The organism is Gordonia liuliyuniae, from assembly GCF_021738805.1.
Taxonomy (GTDB): domain Bacteria; phylum Actinomycetota; class Actinomycetes; order Mycobacteriales; family Mycobacteriaceae; genus Gordonia; species Gordonia liuliyuniae.
Map to the genome: position 1 here is coordinate 249,609 of NZ_JAKKOR010000009.1, position 16,079 is coordinate 265,687.

15 protein-coding genes are annotated in these 16,079 nt (G+C 65.7%); 7 read left to right on the forward strand and 8 right to left on the reverse strand.

Annotated features, from left to right (window positions below):
- Positions 1-3 precede the first annotated feature (3 nt).
- From L5G33_RS12990 to L5G33_RS13000, 3 genes are all read right to left on the reverse strand, one after another.
- A complete protein-coding gene (locus tag L5G33_RS12990) occupies positions 4-492 on the reverse strand; it encodes a peroxiredoxin (RefSeq protein ID WP_236998594.1) in 489 nt (162 codons plus the stop codon).
- Entirely contained in the window at positions 489-908 is a 420-nt protein-coding gene (locus L5G33_RS12995) for a DUF3052 domain-containing protein (protein WP_236998595.1), read from the reverse strand. Before L5G33_RS12995 ends, L5G33_RS12990 begins: the two co-directional genes overlap by 4 nt.
- 144 nt (positions 909-1,052) lie before the next feature.
- On the reverse strand, positions 1,053-1,565 hold the full coding sequence (locus tag L5G33_RS13000; protein ID WP_236998596.1) for an Rv2240c family protein: 513 nt from the start codon (positions 1,563-1,565) through the stop codon (positions 1,053-1,055).
- A 224-nt stretch (positions 1,566-1,789) separates the two neighbouring features.
- On the opposite strand from L5G33_RS13000, the gene aceE reads away from it, so the two are divergent.
- From aceE to L5G33_RS13035, 7 genes are all read left to right on the forward strand, one after another.
- Positions 1,790-4,564 carry a pyruvate dehydrogenase (acetyl-transferring), homodimeric type gene (gene aceE / locus L5G33_RS13005; RefSeq protein WP_236998597.1) on the forward strand — a complete coding sequence of 925 codons (2,775 nt, stop codon included), beginning with the start codon at positions 1,790-1,792 and terminating at the stop codon, positions 4,562-4,564.
- A 126-nt stretch (positions 4,565-4,690) separates the two neighbouring features.
- Positions 4,691-5,959 carry a PucR family transcriptional regulator gene (locus L5G33_RS13010; protein ID WP_236998598.1) on the forward strand — a complete coding sequence of 423 codons (1,269 nt, stop codon included), beginning with the start codon at positions 4,691-4,693 and terminating at the stop codon, positions 5,957-5,959.
- Between the two features lie 194 nt (positions 5,960-6,153).
- On the forward strand, positions 6,154-7,065 hold the full coding sequence (locus L5G33_RS13015) for an ACP S-malonyltransferase (RefSeq protein ID WP_236998599.1): 912 nt from the start codon (positions 6,154-6,156) through the stop codon (positions 7,063-7,065).
- Between the two features lie 110 nt (positions 7,066-7,175).
- Entirely contained in the window at positions 7,176-7,478 is a 303-nt protein-coding gene (acpM, locus tag L5G33_RS13020) for a meromycolate extension acyl carrier protein AcpM (RefSeq protein WP_236998600.1), read from the forward strand.
- Complete coding sequence (locus L5G33_RS13025) at positions 7,478-8,743, forward strand: KasA/KasB family beta-ketoacyl-ACP synthase (RefSeq protein ID WP_236998601.1); 1,266 nt, start codon at positions 7,478-7,480, stop codon at positions 8,741-8,743. Before acpM ends, L5G33_RS13025 begins: the two co-directional genes overlap by 1 nt.
- A gap of 26 nt (positions 8,744-8,769) precedes the next feature.
- Complete coding sequence (locus L5G33_RS13030; RefSeq protein WP_236998602.1) at positions 8,770-10,221, forward strand: acyl-CoA carboxylase subunit beta; 1,452 nt, start codon at positions 8,770-8,772, stop codon at positions 10,219-10,221.
- 261 nt (positions 10,222-10,482) lie between these two features.
- Entirely contained in the window at positions 10,483-11,004 is a 522-nt protein-coding gene (locus L5G33_RS13035) for a DUF3145 domain-containing protein (RefSeq protein WP_236998603.1), read from the forward strand.
- A gap of 13 nt (positions 11,005-11,017) precedes the next feature.
- On the opposite strand, the gene L5G33_RS13040 is transcribed toward L5G33_RS13035, so the two are convergent.
- The 5 genes from L5G33_RS13040 to L5G33_RS13060 all read right to left on the reverse strand — a co-directional run bounded on the left by L5G33_RS13040 (position 11,018) and on the right by L5G33_RS13060 (position 16,002).
- Positions 11,018-11,380: a hypothetical protein gene (locus L5G33_RS13040; protein WP_236998604.1), complete on the reverse strand. Its 363-nt coding sequence runs from the start codon at positions 11,378-11,380 to the stop codon at positions 11,018-11,020.
- A 17-nt stretch (positions 11,381-11,397) separates the two neighbouring features.
- Positions 11,398-12,210: a serine hydrolase domain-containing protein gene (locus tag L5G33_RS13045; RefSeq protein WP_236998605.1), complete on the reverse strand. Its 813-nt coding sequence runs from the start codon at positions 12,208-12,210 to the stop codon at positions 11,398-11,400.
- 22 nt (positions 12,211-12,232) lie between these two features.
- Positions 12,233-13,363 (reverse strand): NDMA-dependent alcohol dehydrogenase, encoded by a 1,131-nt coding sequence (locus tag L5G33_RS13050; protein WP_236998606.1) that lies wholly within the window; start codon positions 13,361-13,363, stop codon positions 12,233-12,235.
- 161 nt (positions 13,364-13,524) lie between these two features.
- Complete coding sequence (gene fadD5 / locus L5G33_RS13055) at positions 13,525-15,123, reverse strand: fatty-acid--CoA ligase FadD5 (RefSeq protein ID WP_236998607.1); 1,599 nt, start codon at positions 15,121-15,123, stop codon at positions 13,525-13,527.
- 81 nt (positions 15,124-15,204) lie between these two features.
- Positions 15,205-16,002, reverse strand: coding sequence for an enoyl-CoA hydratase-related protein (locus tag L5G33_RS13060; protein ID WP_236998608.1), 798 nt, complete (start codon positions 16,000-16,002; stop codon positions 15,205-15,207).
- Positions 16,003-16,079 lie beyond the last annotated feature (77 nt).

Genomic DNA, 16,079 nt, shown 5'->3' on the forward strand with positions numbered 1-16,079 from the left:
CAGTCAGCTGCGCGTGGCCAGGGCGGCCGTCCACGTCTCTTCGGTGCGGGCTTCGCCCGGACCGACCATCGCCGCATAGCGGACGAGTCCGTCGCGACCGACGAGGAACGTGCCCCGGTTGGCGTAGCCACGCCGCTCGTCGAGCACGCCGAAACTCCGGGCGACGTCGCCGTGCGGCCAGAAGTCCGACAGGATCGGGAACAGGTAACCTTGCGCCGACGACCAGACCTTATGGGTGGGCGGCGGGCCGACGGAGACCGCGACTGTCGTCAGAGTATCGTCGGCGAACCGTGGCAGATTGTCGCGGATGTGCCCGAGTTCGCCCTCACAGGTTCCGGTGAACGCCAGCGGGAAGAAGACGACGAGCACGTCGCCCTTCTCCCGCAACCCAGACAGGGACACGCGACGATTGTTCTGATCGCGCAAATCGAAGTCCGGTGCGACCGAGCCGACCGGTACGGGACCGGCGACAGCGATCTCGGGACTGGTCATGCCTTCTTGCCCGGCCTGGCCTTCGGCGTCACCAACCGTGCACCGGACCAATCGTCCAAGTTGATGACGGATGTCTGAGTGAGGCCTGCCGTCGGGGCTGCTTCGGCGATGACTGCCGGATCGACGTGCCCGTCGAGACCAGTCTTCGGCGAGAGGACCCAGATGAATCCGCCTTCGGCGAGAGGTCCGATCGCGTCCATCAGCGCGTCCACCAGGTCACCGTCGTCGTCACGCCACCAGAGGATCACCGCGTCGACGACGTCGATCGCATCCTCGTCGAGCATCTCGGCGTCGATCACGTCCTCGATGGCGGCCCGCAGGTCGTCGTCGGTGTCTTCGTCCCATCCCCGTTCCTGGATCACCATTTCTTTGGTGAATCCAAGCTTGCTCGCCTTGTCGTCCGTGGCGGCTACCACCGCGTGCATCCTCCCGATCGCTGAAATATTCCAAGTCCCGCCGAAGCGAACCGTAGGTCAAGCGTAGAGGGTCCAGCCGCTTACCGACAGTAGACACACAAGTTCGGACCAACCGCCCGGCCGCGAGGCACCCGACCGGACCCGTCACGCGGTCGGCAGATACTCTGCGCACCGGTCGAGCGCGGCCGTGCGTTTGTCGTCCCACTCCTTGGATGCGCGGTTCAGCCCGGCGCGCTGCTCCCGCTCGATGCGTTCGGCGAGTTGCTCCGAGGTGTCGACGAAGTCCGACACGTCCTCGACGAGGTCCGCGGGCGTCGCAGGCGAGATCGTTTCACGCACCACACCGGCCCCCGTATCGAGAGTCTCGACGGCCCAACGGTCCTCGGACCCGACCTCGGCGTACGACTGCGTCTTGTTGAGCACCTTCATGAAGGTGTTGTAGTCGCGGACCATGACGCCCGCCGACGTGATGACCTGACGACACACCTGGATGGCGGCCACCTTCTCCACTTCCGGGCGCTCGGCGGACGGCACGTTCGACGACGCGGATCCCGAGGACGACTCCTGCGTGTCGGAGCCCGAATCGGAGCAGCCGACGAGAAGTGTTGCGGCAGCGACCAACGCAAGACCGACGACTATTGAACGAACGCCGTTCATGCGACTCCCCCTCGCGTGGACACGGATGCGTTGAGGTTACCGCAGAGTAGAACGTGTGACTCGGCACATCCGTTTCTTCGACTCGTGATTTGGGGCACGATAGTGGTGACAGTACGCCAGAATCCTTGCGTACTCGAAAACGAATCGGACCGTCACCACCCCGACGGTCATGTACATGCGCGCCGCCGACACTTGCAGTGCGCCAGAGGAAGATTGGTGGATAAGTGACTGACCTGACCACGAGCACACCGAACGCCGGAACGCGGTCGAGCCGCGTAAAGGTGATCCGCGACGGTGTGGCGTCGTATCTGGCTGACAGCGACCCGTCGGAGACCGACGAGTGGCTCGAATCGTTCGATGCGATGCTGAGCAATGCAGGCCCAGAACGGGCCCGCTATCTCATGCTCCGCATGCTCGAGCGTGCCGACGACAAACGTGTCCCCCTCCCCCAGCTGACGTCGACGGACTACGTCAACACGATTCCGACCGATCTCGAACCAGACTTTCCTGGCGACGAGGACATGGAGCGACGTTTCCGCGCCTACATCCGCTGGAACGCGGCGGTCATGGTGCACCGCGCGCAGCGACCCGGCATCGGAGTCGGCGGCCACATCTCGACCTACGCGTCGTCGGCATCGCTGTACGAGGTCGGTTTCAACCACTTCTTCCGCGGACTGGATCATCCCGGCGGCGGCGACCAACTGTTCATCCAGGGACACGCCTCCCCCGGCATCTATGCTCGCGCCTTCCTCGAAGGACGCATCGACGAGCACCGCATGGACGGCTTCCGTCAGGAGCACAGCCACGCGGGCATGGGTGGCGGCCTGCCGTCGTATCCGCATCCACGGCTGATGCCCGAGTTCTGGCAGTTCCCGACGGTCTCCATGGGCCTCGGCCCGATGAACGCCATCTACCAGGCGCGATTCAACCAGTACCTGCACCTCAACGGGATCAAGGACACCTCGCAGCAGCACGTGTGGGCGTTCCTCGGCGACGGCGAGATGGATGAAGCGGAATCGCGAGGCCTCGCGCAGGTCGCCGCATCCGACCACCTCGACAATCTGACGTTCGTCGTCAACTGCAACCTGCAGCGACTCGACGGCCCGGTCCGCGGCAACGGAAAGATCATCCAGGAACTGGAGTCGTTCTTCCGCGGTTCGGGCTGGAACGTCATCAAGGTCGTCTGGGGCCGAGAGTGGGACGCTCTGCTCAACGCCGACCAGGACGGCGCGCTGGTCAACCTGATGAACAGGACCTCCGACGGCGACTACCAGACGTACCGCGCCAACGACGGCGGCTACATCCGTGACAACTTCTTCGGCCGGGACCCCCGGACCAAGGAGCTCGTCAAGGACTACAGCGACCAGGACATCTGGAACCTCAAGCGCGGCGGCCACGACTACCGCAAGATCTTCGCGGCCTACCAGGCCGCGCTGAACCACAAGGGCCAGCCGACGGTCATCTTGGCGCACACGATCAAGGGCTACACGCTCGGCGGTCATTTCGAGGGGCGCAACGCGACCCACCAGATGAAGAAGATGACCCTCGACGACCTGAAGGCGTTCCGCGACACGACGCACGTCCCGATCTCGGACGCAGAGCTCGAAGCCGACCCGTACCTGCCGCCGTACTACCACCCGGGTGCCGACTCGCCGGAGCTCCAGTACCTGGTGGACCGCCGACGCGAACTCGGCGGGTTCCTCCCTCGTCGCCACCTGACTCCGGCGCCACTGAAACCCGACACGTCGCGAGCGATCAAGGCCGTCTCGGGCGGATCGGGCAAGCAGGAGGTCGCCACCACGATGGCGCTCGTCCGCATCTTCAAGGAACTGATGCGTGACGAGGAGATCGGCAAGCGGATCGTGCCGATCATCCCCGACGAGGCTCGCACGTTCGGCATGGACTCGTGGTTCCCGACGCTGAAGATTTACAACCCGAACGGCCAGCACTACCGGTCGGTCGACGCGGAGCTCATGCTGGCCTACAAGGAGGCCGAGAACGGCCGGATCATGCACGAGGGCATCAACGAGGCGGGTTCCACCGCGTGCTTCACCGCCGTCGGCACCTCGTACGCGACACACAACGAGCCGATGATTCCGCTGTACATCTTCTATTCGATGTTCGGCTTCCAGCGCACCGGCGACGGACTGTGGGCCGCCGCCGATCAGATGGCCAACGGGTTCGTGATCGGTGCGACTGCCGGCCGTACGACGCTGACAGGTGAGGGCCTGCAACACGCGGACGGCCATTCACATCTGCTTGCCGCGACCAACCCGGGCGTCGTCGCATACGACCCCGCGTTCGCGTACGAGCTCGCGCACATCGTCGACGACGGCCTGCGACGCATGTACGGACCCGCTCCGGAGAAGGTGTACTACTACATCACCGTCTACAACGAGCCGATCCACCAGCCTGCCGAGCCCGCCGATCTCGATGTGGCGGGCGTCTTGAAGGGGATCTATCTCTCCCGCCCGGCCGAGCAGGAACGCGAGCTGCGCGCCGGGATTCTCGCGTCCGGCGTGACGATGAACGACGCCATCCGAGCGCAGGAGCTTCTCGCCGAGGACTGGAACGTCGCAGCCGACGTCTACTCGGTGACGTCGTGGAACGAGCTCGCGCGCGACGGAATCGCTTGCGACCGTGAAGAACTGCGTGAAGGCACGATTCGAACCCCGTACGTGACCGATGTGCTGAGTCAGCGCGCCGGTCCGTTCGTGGCGGCGTCGGACTACATGCGTGGTGTACAGGAACAGATCCGCGCGTACGTGCCGGGCACCTACCTGACGCTCGGCGCGGACGGTTTCGGATTCTCCGACACTCGTTCGGCCGCTCGCCGGTATTTCAACATCGATGCGGCGTCTATCGCCGTCGGCGTGCTCGTCGCACTCGCGCGCGACGGCAAGATCGACCGTTCGGTCGCCACGGACGCCGCCGCGAAGTATCAGATCACCGACCCGATGGCCGCCCCGGTATCGACTGCGGACCCCGGCGTGGCGTAATCCACGAGCAGATGAGAATCCTCTGAAGGGCCGGTCGACTCGCCGACCGGCCCTTCCGGGCTAGATTGGGGCTGTACCCCGAACTAGATTGACCCGAACTAGATTGGCCCAGAGTAAATTGACACTGTGTCCGACCAGCCGCTGAAGTCCACCCGCGCGACCGACGTCTTCGCCGACAAGGGTGCGCATGTGCCCGCTCCTGCGACGGTGCACGATGCGCTGCCCGACACGCTGCTGCGCCGGATGAAGCAATACAGCGGCCGACTCGCGACCGAGGCCGTGCACTCGATGTCCGACCAACTCCCCTACTTCAGCGAGTTGGATGCGGCGCAGCGCGCGAGCGTCCAACTCGTCGTGCAGACGGCCGTCGTCAACTTCGTCGAGTGGATCCAAGACCCGGAGGGCAACGTGAAGTTCACGGTGCAGGCCTTCCAAGTGGTCCCACAGGATCTGGCCCGCCGTATCACGCTGCTGCAGACCGTCGAGATGGTTCGCGTGGCGATGGAGTTCTTCGAGAAGTGGCTCCCGCTCCTGGCGCGCAACGACGCACAGCTGCGTGCGCTCACCGAGTCCGTGCTCCGATACGGTCGCGAGATCGGATTCGCCGCGGCTGCGATCTATGCGGCGGCTGCCGAGTCGCGGGGCGCCTGGGACTCGCGCATGGAGGCGCTCGTCGTGGACGCCGTGGTCCGCGGCGACGACGACGCACAACTCCTCTCCCGAGCAGCGGCATTGAACTGGCCGAGCGACTCGCCTGCGACGGTCATCGTGGGAACGCCTCCTCCGGAACAGAACGTCTCGGTTCCGCTCGCCGTCCACACGACCGCGAAACAGTACGACCGCGCGACGCTGTCCGTCGTTCAGGGCAGCACGCTGGTGGCCATCGTCGGCGGCTCGCTGCGGCCGACCGACCGTTTCCTCACCGACCTCTTGGAGCATTTCGCCGAGGGGCCCGTCGTCATCGGTCCGACGACGCCTAATCTGACGGCGGCGCACGCCTCCGCTGTCGAAGCCCTCGCAGGGGTACGCGCCGTCAATGGATGGCCAAGCGCTCCGCGTCCTGTCCACAGCTCGGATCTGCTTCCCGAGCGTGCGCTCACCGGCGACACGGACGCGGTCCGGATGCTCATCGACTCGACCGTCACGCCGCTGCGCGGCGCCAACGACACCCTGATGACGACACTCGAGGCGTACCTCGACGGCGGCGGCTCGATCGAGTCGTGTGCGCGCGAAATGTACATCCACCCCAATACTGTTCGATATCGACTAAAAAAAGTGACGGATGTCACTGGGCGTGACCCAAGCAACCCGCGAGACGCCTACATCCTTCGGGTGGCATTGACCGTTGGACGGTTGACACATTTCCACCAAGAATCACAGTCACAAGCCACTTGAGTCACACATGTCACGGATCCCAGGGACGAAAGTCCATTTCTAGGAACGAGTGCGGCTTACACGTAACGGATAACGAGCCGATGACGATGGAGGTGCCACTCAGAACACTTTTGTAGACACCCCACAAAGATCACGGTTGAGGTTCATACGACTCGACACCCACACCGAGGCGCTGAAGGGTGTTCGCTAGTCACGTGCTTTCGTTGCTTGCGCCCGGCCAGGGCTCCCAGAAGCCCGGAATGCTCGCCGAATGGCTTGAGCTTCCGGGAAACCGCGACCGCGTTGCGGCGTGGTCCGAGACGATCGGACTGGATCTCGCACGCCTGGGGACCACCGCGACCGCCGAGGAGATCACCGACACCGCGGTGACCCAGCCGCTCGTCGTCGCAGCCGCACTCCTCGCGTTCGACGAACTGGTCGACCGTCACGGCGCGATCCCCTCCGACACCGTCGTCGCGGGCCACTCGGTCGGCGAACTCGCGGCAGCGGCTATCACCGGCGTGATCACGGCCGACGAGGCCGTCCTCCTGGCAGGCATCCGCGGCCGCGAGATGGCCAAGGCCTGCGCGATCGAGCCCACCACCATGGCCGCGGTCCTCGGCGGCGACGAGAGCACCGTCCTCGACCGCCTCGCCGAACTCGACCTGGTGCCTGCCAACCGCAACGCCAAGGGGCAGATCGTGGCCGCGGGCTCGGTCACGGCCGTCGACGAACTCGTGGCGGCCCCGCCGGACAAGGCACGCGTCCGCAGGATCGCCGTGGCGGGTGCGTTCCACACCGAGTACATGGCTCCCGCCCAGGAAGCCGTCGCTGAAGCGGCCGCCGAGATCACACCGAACGATCCGACGCACACTCTGCTGTCGAACTCCGACGGTCAGCCAGTCGGCGACGGCGCCCTCGCGCTCAAGAAGCTCATCACTCAGGTCACCAGTCCGGTGCGATGGGATCTGTGCTCGCAGACTATGCTCGCTGCGGGCGCCGACGCCATCGTCGAACTCACGCCTGCAGGCACTCTTGTCGGAATCGCCAAGCGCGAACTCAAAGGCGTGCCGTCGCGCGCCGTCAACGTCCCCGCTGATCTGGAGGACGTCCCAGGACTTGGATAGCGGTCGGGTACCACCCGGCCACCGGAGAGTCGATCATCGATTTGTCCAGCAGCGAACCCGCTGATCTCCGGAAACACGTAACGCATTACGAACTAGAAGGGAGCCACATCGTGGCTGCAACTCAGGAACAGCTCGTCGCCGGCATCGCCGAGATCATCGAAGAGGTCACCGGCATCGAGCCGTCGGAGGTCACCCTCGATAAGTCGTTCGTCGACGACCTGGACATCGACTCGCTGTCGATGGTCGAGATCGCCGTTCAGGTCGAGGACAAGTACGGCGTCAAGGTCCCCGACGAGGACCTCGCCGGTCTGCGCACCGTCGGCGACACCGTCGCATACGTCCAGAAGCTCGAGGCCGAGAACCCCGAGACCGCTGCCGCCATCGCCGCCCAGATCGAGGCGAGCCAGGCCTGATGACCGAGCTGCGCGACTTTTCCACTCGCGGTGGGGATTTTCCCAGCGTCGTGGTGACCTCGATGGTCGCTACGACGTCCTTGGGTGCTGATCTGGACACGACCTGGGAAAATCTCGTCGCTGGCAAGTCCGGCATCCGCGAGCTGACCGACGACTACATCGACGACTACAAGTTGCCGGTCCGTATCGGCGGGAAGCTCGTCGAGGATCCGACGCTGGAGGTCACCCGTATCGAGGCGCGCCGCATGGCGTACGTCGAGCGTGTCTCCCACATCATGAGCAAGCGACTGTGGGCGCAGGCCGGCGAGCCGGAGGTCGATCCCGACCGTCTCGGCGTGGTGCTGGGCACCGGCATGGGCGGCGCGGACGCGATGATCGACGCTGACAACGCCATCAAGCAGACGCGCAACTACCGCAAGGTGTCGCCGCTCGCCGTTTCGATGACGATGCCAAACGGTCCCGCCGCGGTCGCCGGACTCAACGTCGGCGCTCGCGCAGGCGTCATCACCCCGGTCTCGGCCTGCTCGTCCGGCGCCGAGGCCATCGCGCACGCGTGGCGGCACATCGTCTTCGGCGACGCCGACATGGTGGTGTGCGGCGGCGTCGAAGGACACATCGACGCCGTGCCGATCGCGGCGTTCTCGATGATGCGTGCGATGAGCACGCGCAACGACGATCCGGCCGCGGCTTCGCGTCCGTTCGACAAGGCACGCGACGGTTTCGTCTTCGGCGAAGCAGCGGCCATGCTCATCATCGAGCGCGAAGATCACGCGAAAGCGCGTGGTGCGCACATCCACGCCCGTCTTCTGGGCGCGGGCATCACGTCCGACGGCTTCCACCTGGTGGCCCCGGACCCGTCCGGTCAGGGCAACGCACGTGCGATGACCCGCGCACTGCAGACTGCCGGACTCGCCAAGTCGGACATCACACATGTGAACGCACATGCGACGTCTACTCCGATCGGCGACACCGCAGAGTCTGCGGGCATCCAGGCGGCCGTGGGCAGTCATGCGGCCATCTACGCGCCGAAGTCGGCGCTGGGCCACTCGATCGGCGCCGTCGGCGCTCTCGAAGCGGTCCTCACGGTGAAGTCGGTGGAGGACTCGATCATTCCGCCGACGCTGAATCTCGACGAGCTCGACCCGGAGTGCGGCGACATCGACGTCGTGCACGGCGAGGCTCGACGCGGCCAGGTCGACTACGCGCTGAGCAACTCGTTCGGATTCGGAGGACACAACGTCGCTTTGACGTTCGGTCGCTACTGATTCACTCCCCCGCATAGGAGAAACCGATGACCACACTGGCACCCATCCCCGGCCGTGAGGAAGCGACGGATCCCCGTGACCCGCTGCTTCGGTTGACCACCTTCTTCGACGAGGGAACTGTCGAGCTGCTGCACCCCCGCGACAGATCGGGTGTGCTAGCAGCCGTCGGTGAGGTCGACGGTGTCCGCACCGTCTCCTATTGCACTGATGGCACCGTGATGGGCGGTGCCATGGGGGTGGTCGGTTGCGCACACATCGTGAACGCGATCGACACCGCCATCGCCGAGCAGACTCCGGTCATCGGCATCTGGCATTCGGGCGGCGCACGCCTGGCGGAGGGCGTCGAAGCATTGCACGCCGTAGGCGGCGTCTTCGAGGCCATGGTGCGTGCCTCCGGCTACGTTCCGCAGATCTCCGTCGTCGTCGGCTTCGCCGCGGGCGGAGCGGCATACGGCCCCGCCCTGACAGACGTCGTCATCATGGCGCCCGAGGGTCGCGTCTTCGTGACGGGCCCCGACGTGGTCAAGTCGGTCACCGGCGAGAGCGTGAGCATGGAGGAACTGGGCGGCCCGCACACGCACGGCAAGCGTTCGGGCGTCAGCCACATCACCGCCCAATCGGAGACGGACGCCTATTGGCGCGCCCGTCGCCTCGTCTCCACATTCTCCAAACAGGGCCAGGTCGATCGGGCCCGCGCTGCGGCAGGCGACACCGACCTGCGCGCGCTGCTTCCCGAGTCGAACCGCCGGGCGTACGACGTCCACCCGATCGTCGAGGCACTCCTGGACTCCCAGTTGGCCGAGGACTGCGTCACCGAGATCTCGACGTTCGAAGAGCTGCAGGCCAAGTGGGCGCCCAACATCACGATCGGTTTCGGCAGGCTCGCCGGCCGGTCGGTCGGCGTCATCGCTAACAACCCGCTGCGCATGGGCGGCTGCCTGAACTCCGAAGCGGCGGAGAAGGCGTCGCGCTTCGTGCGCCTGTGCGACGCGTTCGGCGTCCCGATCGTCGTCTTGACCGATGTCCCCGGGTATCTGCCTGGCGTCGGCCAGGAATGGAACGGCGTCGTTCGACGCGGTGCGAAGCTTCTGCACTCGTTCGCCGAGTGCACGGTCCCCCGGGTCACGCTGGTGACCCGCAAGATCTACGGCGGCGCCTACATCGCGATGAACTCGCGCGCGCTCGGCGCGACGGCCGTCTTCGCGTGGCCGGGCTCGGAGGTCGCCGTCATGGGCGCGAAGGCCGCGGTCGGCATCCTGCACAAGAAGGCGCTCGCCGCCGCTCCAGACGAAGAGCGGGACGCCTTGCATGAGCGGCTGGCCGTCGAGCACGAGCAGATCGCGGGCGGGGTGGGACGCGCCCAGTCGATCGGCGTCGTCGACGAGATCATCGATCCGACAGTCACGCGCAGCCGTATCGCCGAGGCGCTCGCCGTCGCTCCCGCCCGCCGCGGCCGCCATAAGAACATCCCGCTGTAGACCCCGCGTTGTCGCTCAGGGCACGAACTCTTGTGCCCTGAGCACGACTTTGCGCTCAGGGTTGAACCATGGGCGCAATGGTGGTGCCCAGGGCGCAAACGAAGCCTCCGCCGTTCCCCGAAGGGCTCCCCACCACATCGCAACAAAAAGAACTAGCGCAACACGCACCTCACAAGGCATAATCTCTAACAGCAGTGTGCTACCGATTCGACGCGGTGCCTTGGGGAAGACGTTCCTCGTCGAACCGGAGGTGAATGACCAGTGCGCAATCTCAATCAGTTTGCGGACCTGACGACAGGCGTGGTGTACATCCACGCCTCTCCCGTCGCGCTGTGCCCGCATGTGGAGTGGGCGCTGTCGTCGACGTTGGATGCACGCGCCGACTTGAAGTGGTCGGGGCAAGATGCAGCCGAGCCGAGTCGCATGCGTGCGACCGTCGACTGGACCGGTCCGGTCGGCACCGCCGCGCGGCTCGCCTCTGCGCTGCGCGAATGGCCCGGACTCACCTTCGAGGTGACCGAGAACGCCAGCGAAGGGGTCGACGGCGAACGATTCAGCCACGTCCCGGGCCTCGGACTCTGGCGGGGCTCCACGGGCGCCAACGGCGACGTGATCATCGGCGAGATGCAGTTGCGCGCCATGATGGACAACCAGCCCGACAGCGCAGGACTGGCAGCCGAACTCGACACCGTCCTCGGCACCGCGTGGGACGACGCCCTGGAGAACTACCGGATGGGCGGCGCCGGGGCCGAAGTGACCTGGCTACACCAGCGAGTCGGCTGATAGCCCCCGGCGGTCATCCCCGTTGATCGACGAGCGGCTCCTCGCGTTCGGCACTGAGGATGTGCAGTATCCGCGACCCCACCGACTCGATAGTGAGCAGGACGGCGCACACGATCGCGATCGTGCCGGGAACGAAGACGAGTAGGTCGTCGATCCTGTCCCACGCCGCCGGGCTCCACAACGCCACCCATGTCAACGTCAGCGCGATCACCGTCGACAGTTCGCCGAGGAACGACAGTCCGACAAAGGCGAGCGCGGCCTTCCGGTGTCGCCGAACGGACTTGCGGGAGAAGTGAAAGTTGGCGCCGAACGCGAGCAGTAGCACCGCGAACAGCGACAGGAGTAGGCCGAGATCATCGGCCGTCAGTGTCCGCACGGCACCGCCCTCATCGGTCAGGAATCAAGTGCGTCCAGTATGCCCTGATTGAAATCGCGCCACAGCGGCTTCGCCCACGGCCCGAACGCGCGATCGGTCAACACCACGCACGACGCTCCCCGGACCGGGTCGACCCACAGGAACGTACCCGACTGCCCAAAGTGACCGAACGTGGACGGCGAATGCGACGGCGCCGTCCAATGCTTGTCCTTGGCGCCCTTGATCTCGGGCCCGAGCCCCCAGTCGTTCGGCCTGAACCTGCCGTATCCGGGCACGAAGCCGTCGATGCCCGGGAAGTGGACCGTACGAGCCGTCACCGCCGTCTGCGGCGACACCAGGGTGGGGGCGAGGAGGTCTGCGGCGAACCGAGCCAGATCGTCGACGTTCGATCGAGCCCCATGCCCGGCGGGACCGACCAACGCCGTCGACGTCATACCGAGCGGTTCGCAGATTGCCTCGCGCAGGTACTCGGCGGCCGCGATCTGCGTCTCGGTGGCCACCAGATCGGCGAGTAATTCGTACCCGCGGCTCGAGTAGATCCGCTGCTCCCCCGGCGCCGCTTGGACGTCGTCGCTGTCGAACGCCAAACCCGACGCGTGCGACAGCAGGTGCTCCACCCGTGCGCCGTTCGGCCCCGCGGGAGTCGCCAGGTCGACGGCGCCCTCTTCGACTGCGACGAGCACGGCCTGTGCGACGAGGAGTTTGGTCACCGATGCCAGTTCGTACACACGAGCGGTGGGGGGGGTCGATGGGGGGGCACCGCGCGGGGGGGGGGGAGGGCGGGGGGCGTGGTCGACGGGCCAGGACTCCAACTGCGCCAGCGCTTTCACCGCACCGACGTTACTAGGTGGGTCAGCGATCGGCGTCGGTGTAGCGGATGACGCCGCGGATGTTCCGTCCCTCCAACATGTCGGTGTAGCCCTCGTTGATCTGGTCGAGGGTGTACTCGCGGGTGATCATGTCAGCGATGTTGAGCTTGCCAAGCTTGTACATCGACAGCAGGTTCGGGATGTCGAGCTTGGGATTCGCACCGCCGAAGATCGAGCCCTGCAGGTTCTTCTGGAGCAGCGTGAGCATCGCCAGATTGAGCGTCACGTCGCTCTCCATCATGTTGCCCATACCGGTCAGCACGCAGGTGCCGTTCTTCGCGGTGATACCCATCCACGTGTCGACGTCCTTGCCGTGTACTTCACCGACCGTGACGATCACCTTGCGGCACATCCCGCCCGCCGTGATCATCGCGATCTCGCCTGCCGCTTCCTCGACGGACGCGAACACGTGGGTGGCACCGAACTTGAGCGCCTGCTCGCGCTTCCATTCGATCGGGTCGATCGCGAACACGTTGCGAGCACCCGCGATCACGGCGCCCTGCAGGGCCGCCGTACCGACCCCGCCGACGCCGACGATCGCGACGTCTTCGCCGGGACGGACGTCGCCGCTACGGGTGGACGATCCGTAACCGGTCGGGATGCCGCAGCCGCATAGCGCGGCGACCTCGAACGGGATGTCCTTGTCGATCTTCACCACGGACGCCTCGTGCACCACCATGTACGGCGAGAACGTGCCGAGGAGCGTCATCGGGTAGACGTCTTCGCCCGCCGCGGTGTGGATGCGGAAGGTGTGGTCGGAGACGGCTTCGCCCTGCAGCAGCATGGCGCCGAAGTCGCAGAGGTTTGCGACGCCTTCCTTGCACGACGGGCACTTGCCGCAGGACGGGATGAACGAGAGGACGACGTGGTCGCCTGGCTCGAAGTCGGTCACGCCTTCGCCGACCTCCTCGATGACGCCTGCACCCTCGTGGCCGCCGAGCACCGGGAACCCGGCCATCGGGATGCCACCGGTCATCAGATGGTGGTCCGAGTGGCACATGCCCGCGGCTTCCATCCGGATCTTGACCTCATGGGCCTTCGGGTCGCCGATCTCGATCTCTTCGATCTTCCACGGCTGGTTCAACTCCCGCAGGAGCGCACCCTTCGTCTTCACTCTCAACCTCGCTTCGCCTGAGTCGGCAACGTCGAATCACTTGGACGCGCAGCTATTCGCGCTCCCTTGTGACAGTAGTCACCTGAGACGAAAATTGGAACACGTTACAGAATATTTCTGCAACGTGTTCCAATTTAGGTTCGATCGCGGTCGCGAACCGGCTAGCTCTTCAGTGCCTCGTCCTTGCTGCCGAACTCGGCGCGCAACGTCGGCTTGACGACCTTGCCGCCCGCATTGCGCGGCAGCTCGGGCACCACGACGACGTCCTTCGGATGCTTGAAGCGCGCCAGGTTGTCGTTGAGGTACGGCTCGAGGTCGTCGATCGTCAGATCCTCGACGCCGTCGGCGAGTACAACCACGGCCACCGGAACCTCTCCCCACTTCTCGTGGGCGCGGCCGATAATCGCGGCCTCACTGATGCTCGGATGCCCGAACAGGACGTTCTCCACCTCGGCGCAGTAGATGTTCTCACCGCCCGAGATGATCATGTCCTTGGCTCGGTCGACGACGTAAATGAAGCCCTCCTCGTCCTGGCGGACGAGGTCACCGGAGTGGAACCAGCCGCCGTGGAACGCGTCGGCGGTCCCCTGCGGGTTCTGCCAGTAACCGGCCATCATGTTGGGACCGCGGTAGACGATCTCGCCGACGTCGCCCTGCTTCACGTCCTTCATCTCCGGGTCGACGATGCGCGCAGTGACGCCCGGGACCACCTTGCCGATGGAACCGATCTTCCGCAGCGCATCCTTGCCTTCGAGGACGCAGGTGATCGGCGACATCTCGGTCTGGCCGAAGACCGCGACGTTCGTCGCGTCGGGGAATGTCTCGTTCATCGCATTCAGCACGGTGTCCGACGCAGGCGCCGCGCCCCAGGAGATCACTCGCAGTTTGAGGTCTCGCGGCTTGGCCTGCTGTGCGGCGCACACGGCCTGCCACTGAGCGGGCACCAGGAAGATCGAGGTGGTGCCCTCCCGCTCGAGAGTGTCGAGCATGTCATTCGGGTCGAACGCGCCAAGCGGATGAATGACCGACAGCGCACCAGTGTAGAACAACGGCGTCATTGCGCCGAGCCCGGCGATGTGGAACATCGGCGCGACGCACGAGCCGATGTCGTCGGCGCTGGTGCTCAGCGCTTGCAGCGTGTTCAGCGCCTGAGCCTGCAGGTTCTGATGGGTAAGCATGGCGCCCTTGGGTTTTCCGGTGGTGCCCGAGGTGTACATGATCAGCGCGACGGTGTCTTCCGGAATGTCGATGTCCGGGAGTTCCGACGAATCCTCAGCGATGAGCGCCTCGTAGTCGAGATGCCCTTCGTTCTGTGCACCGCCGACGACGATCGTGTGGTCGATGGCGCCGGTCGACGCGGAGACGGCGTCGGCCAACGGCGCGAGCATCGTCTCGGTGGCGATCACCTTGGCGCCCGAGTCGGCGACGAGGAACCCGATCTCGGGCGGCGTCATGCGAATGTTGACCGGAACGGGGATCGCGCCGATCAGGTTCGCGGCAAGGGTGACCTCGACGTACTCGCTGCGGTTGAGCATGACGACGAGGATGCGATCGCCGAACTCGACGCCGCGGCGGCGGAATGCGGCCGCGAGCGCATGCGTGCGCTCGTCGAGTTCACGCCACGTGGTGGTCTTGCCGAGGAATCGGAGGGCGCCGTTGTCGGGACTCATCGCCGAGTGGCGACGGACCTGATTGTTCCAGTGATTGCGGCGCGAGCGCTGAGGCTCGGCATTCAGGGCGAAGCCCAGGGCATCGGTCATGGGGTACTCCTCGGTGTTGTGCGCTGCGCGCGGGGATCTTCTGGACGTGGTCGGGTCGACGCGCCGGTGCTCGGCGGCGGGTCAGTGCGTGCCGAAGCCGGCAAGCACACGGTGAAACTCGGGCGATTGGAGAAGTCGGGTCTGGCCGGCGATCTCACGGTCGATGGCGGCGTCATAGCCGGCCAACGCATGCGCATCGAGGGCGGCCTTGGTGACGGCGAGGGCGTTCGGCGGGTTGCGGAGCAGACGCGTGGTCGCCCGCGCGACGAGCTTGTCGAGGGCGTCGGCGTCGTCGGCCACATCGGTGAGCAGCCCAGCGCCGTACGCGTCGGGCGCATGGAGTTTCTCGCCCAGCAGCGCCATCGCGTTCGCCCGTGCTCGGCCGAGTGAGACCGTGAACAGTGCGCTCGCGCCGCCGTCGGGCATCAGACCGATGTTGACGAACGCCAGCAGGAAGTACGAGCGAGTGGTCGCGTAGACGAGATCTGCCGCGACAGCCAGGGAGGCGCCGATGCCGACTGCCGCGCCGTCGACGGCAGCGATTACGGGCATGGGAAGCGAGCGGAGCGCACCGATGAGGTTCGAGCCGTTTTCGATGATTCTGCGAGCCTGCGACTCGTCGAAGCCGCCACCCGTGGCGGAGTCAGCGGCCATGCCCGCCACGTCGGCCCCTGCGCAGAACGACCCGCCGCGACCGGACACCACAACGACGCGGACGTCCGAGCGCTCGGCCCATTCGTGGCACAACTCGATGAGGCGGCCCGACGCCGCACCGTCGAGCGCGTTCATCTGCGCCTGCCGATCGATCTCGATGCGTGCGACGCCGTCGTCGTCGATGCCGTCCCATACTCCGCCTACACAACGGGTCTCGCTGATCATCACACCTCGTATCGGATCCGTACCGTTCGCGAATTGCCCACACACTACCACCGACAGTGACCGAGGTCATGCGACTA

What these genes read in the sequence shown, in the direction of transcription:
- L5G33_RS13060 (WP_236998608.1), bottom strand. Translation starts at nt 16,002, where the DNA reads ATGATCAGCGAGACCCGTTGTGTAGGCGGAGTATGGGACGGCATCGAC.
- L5G33_RS13000 (WP_236998596.1), bottom strand. Translation starts at nt 1,565, where the DNA reads ATGAACGGCGTTCGTTCAATAGTCGTCGGTCTTGCGTTGGTCGCTGCC.
- fadD5 (WP_236998607.1), bottom strand. Translation starts at nt 15,123, where the DNA reads ATGACCGATGCCCTGGGCTTCGCCCTGAATGCCGAGCCTCAGCGCTCG.
- L5G33_RS13025 (WP_236998601.1), top strand. Translation starts at nt 7,478, where the DNA reads ATGACCGAGCTGCGCGACTTTTCCACTCGCGGTGGGGATTTTCCCAGC.
- L5G33_RS12990 (WP_236998594.1), bottom strand. Translation starts at nt 492, where the DNA reads ATGACCAGTCCCGAGATCGCTGTCGCCGGTCCCGTACCGGTCGGCTCG.
- L5G33_RS13030 (WP_236998602.1), top strand. Translation starts at nt 8,770, where the DNA reads ATGACCACACTGGCACCCATCCCCGGCCGTGAGGAAGCGACGGATCCC.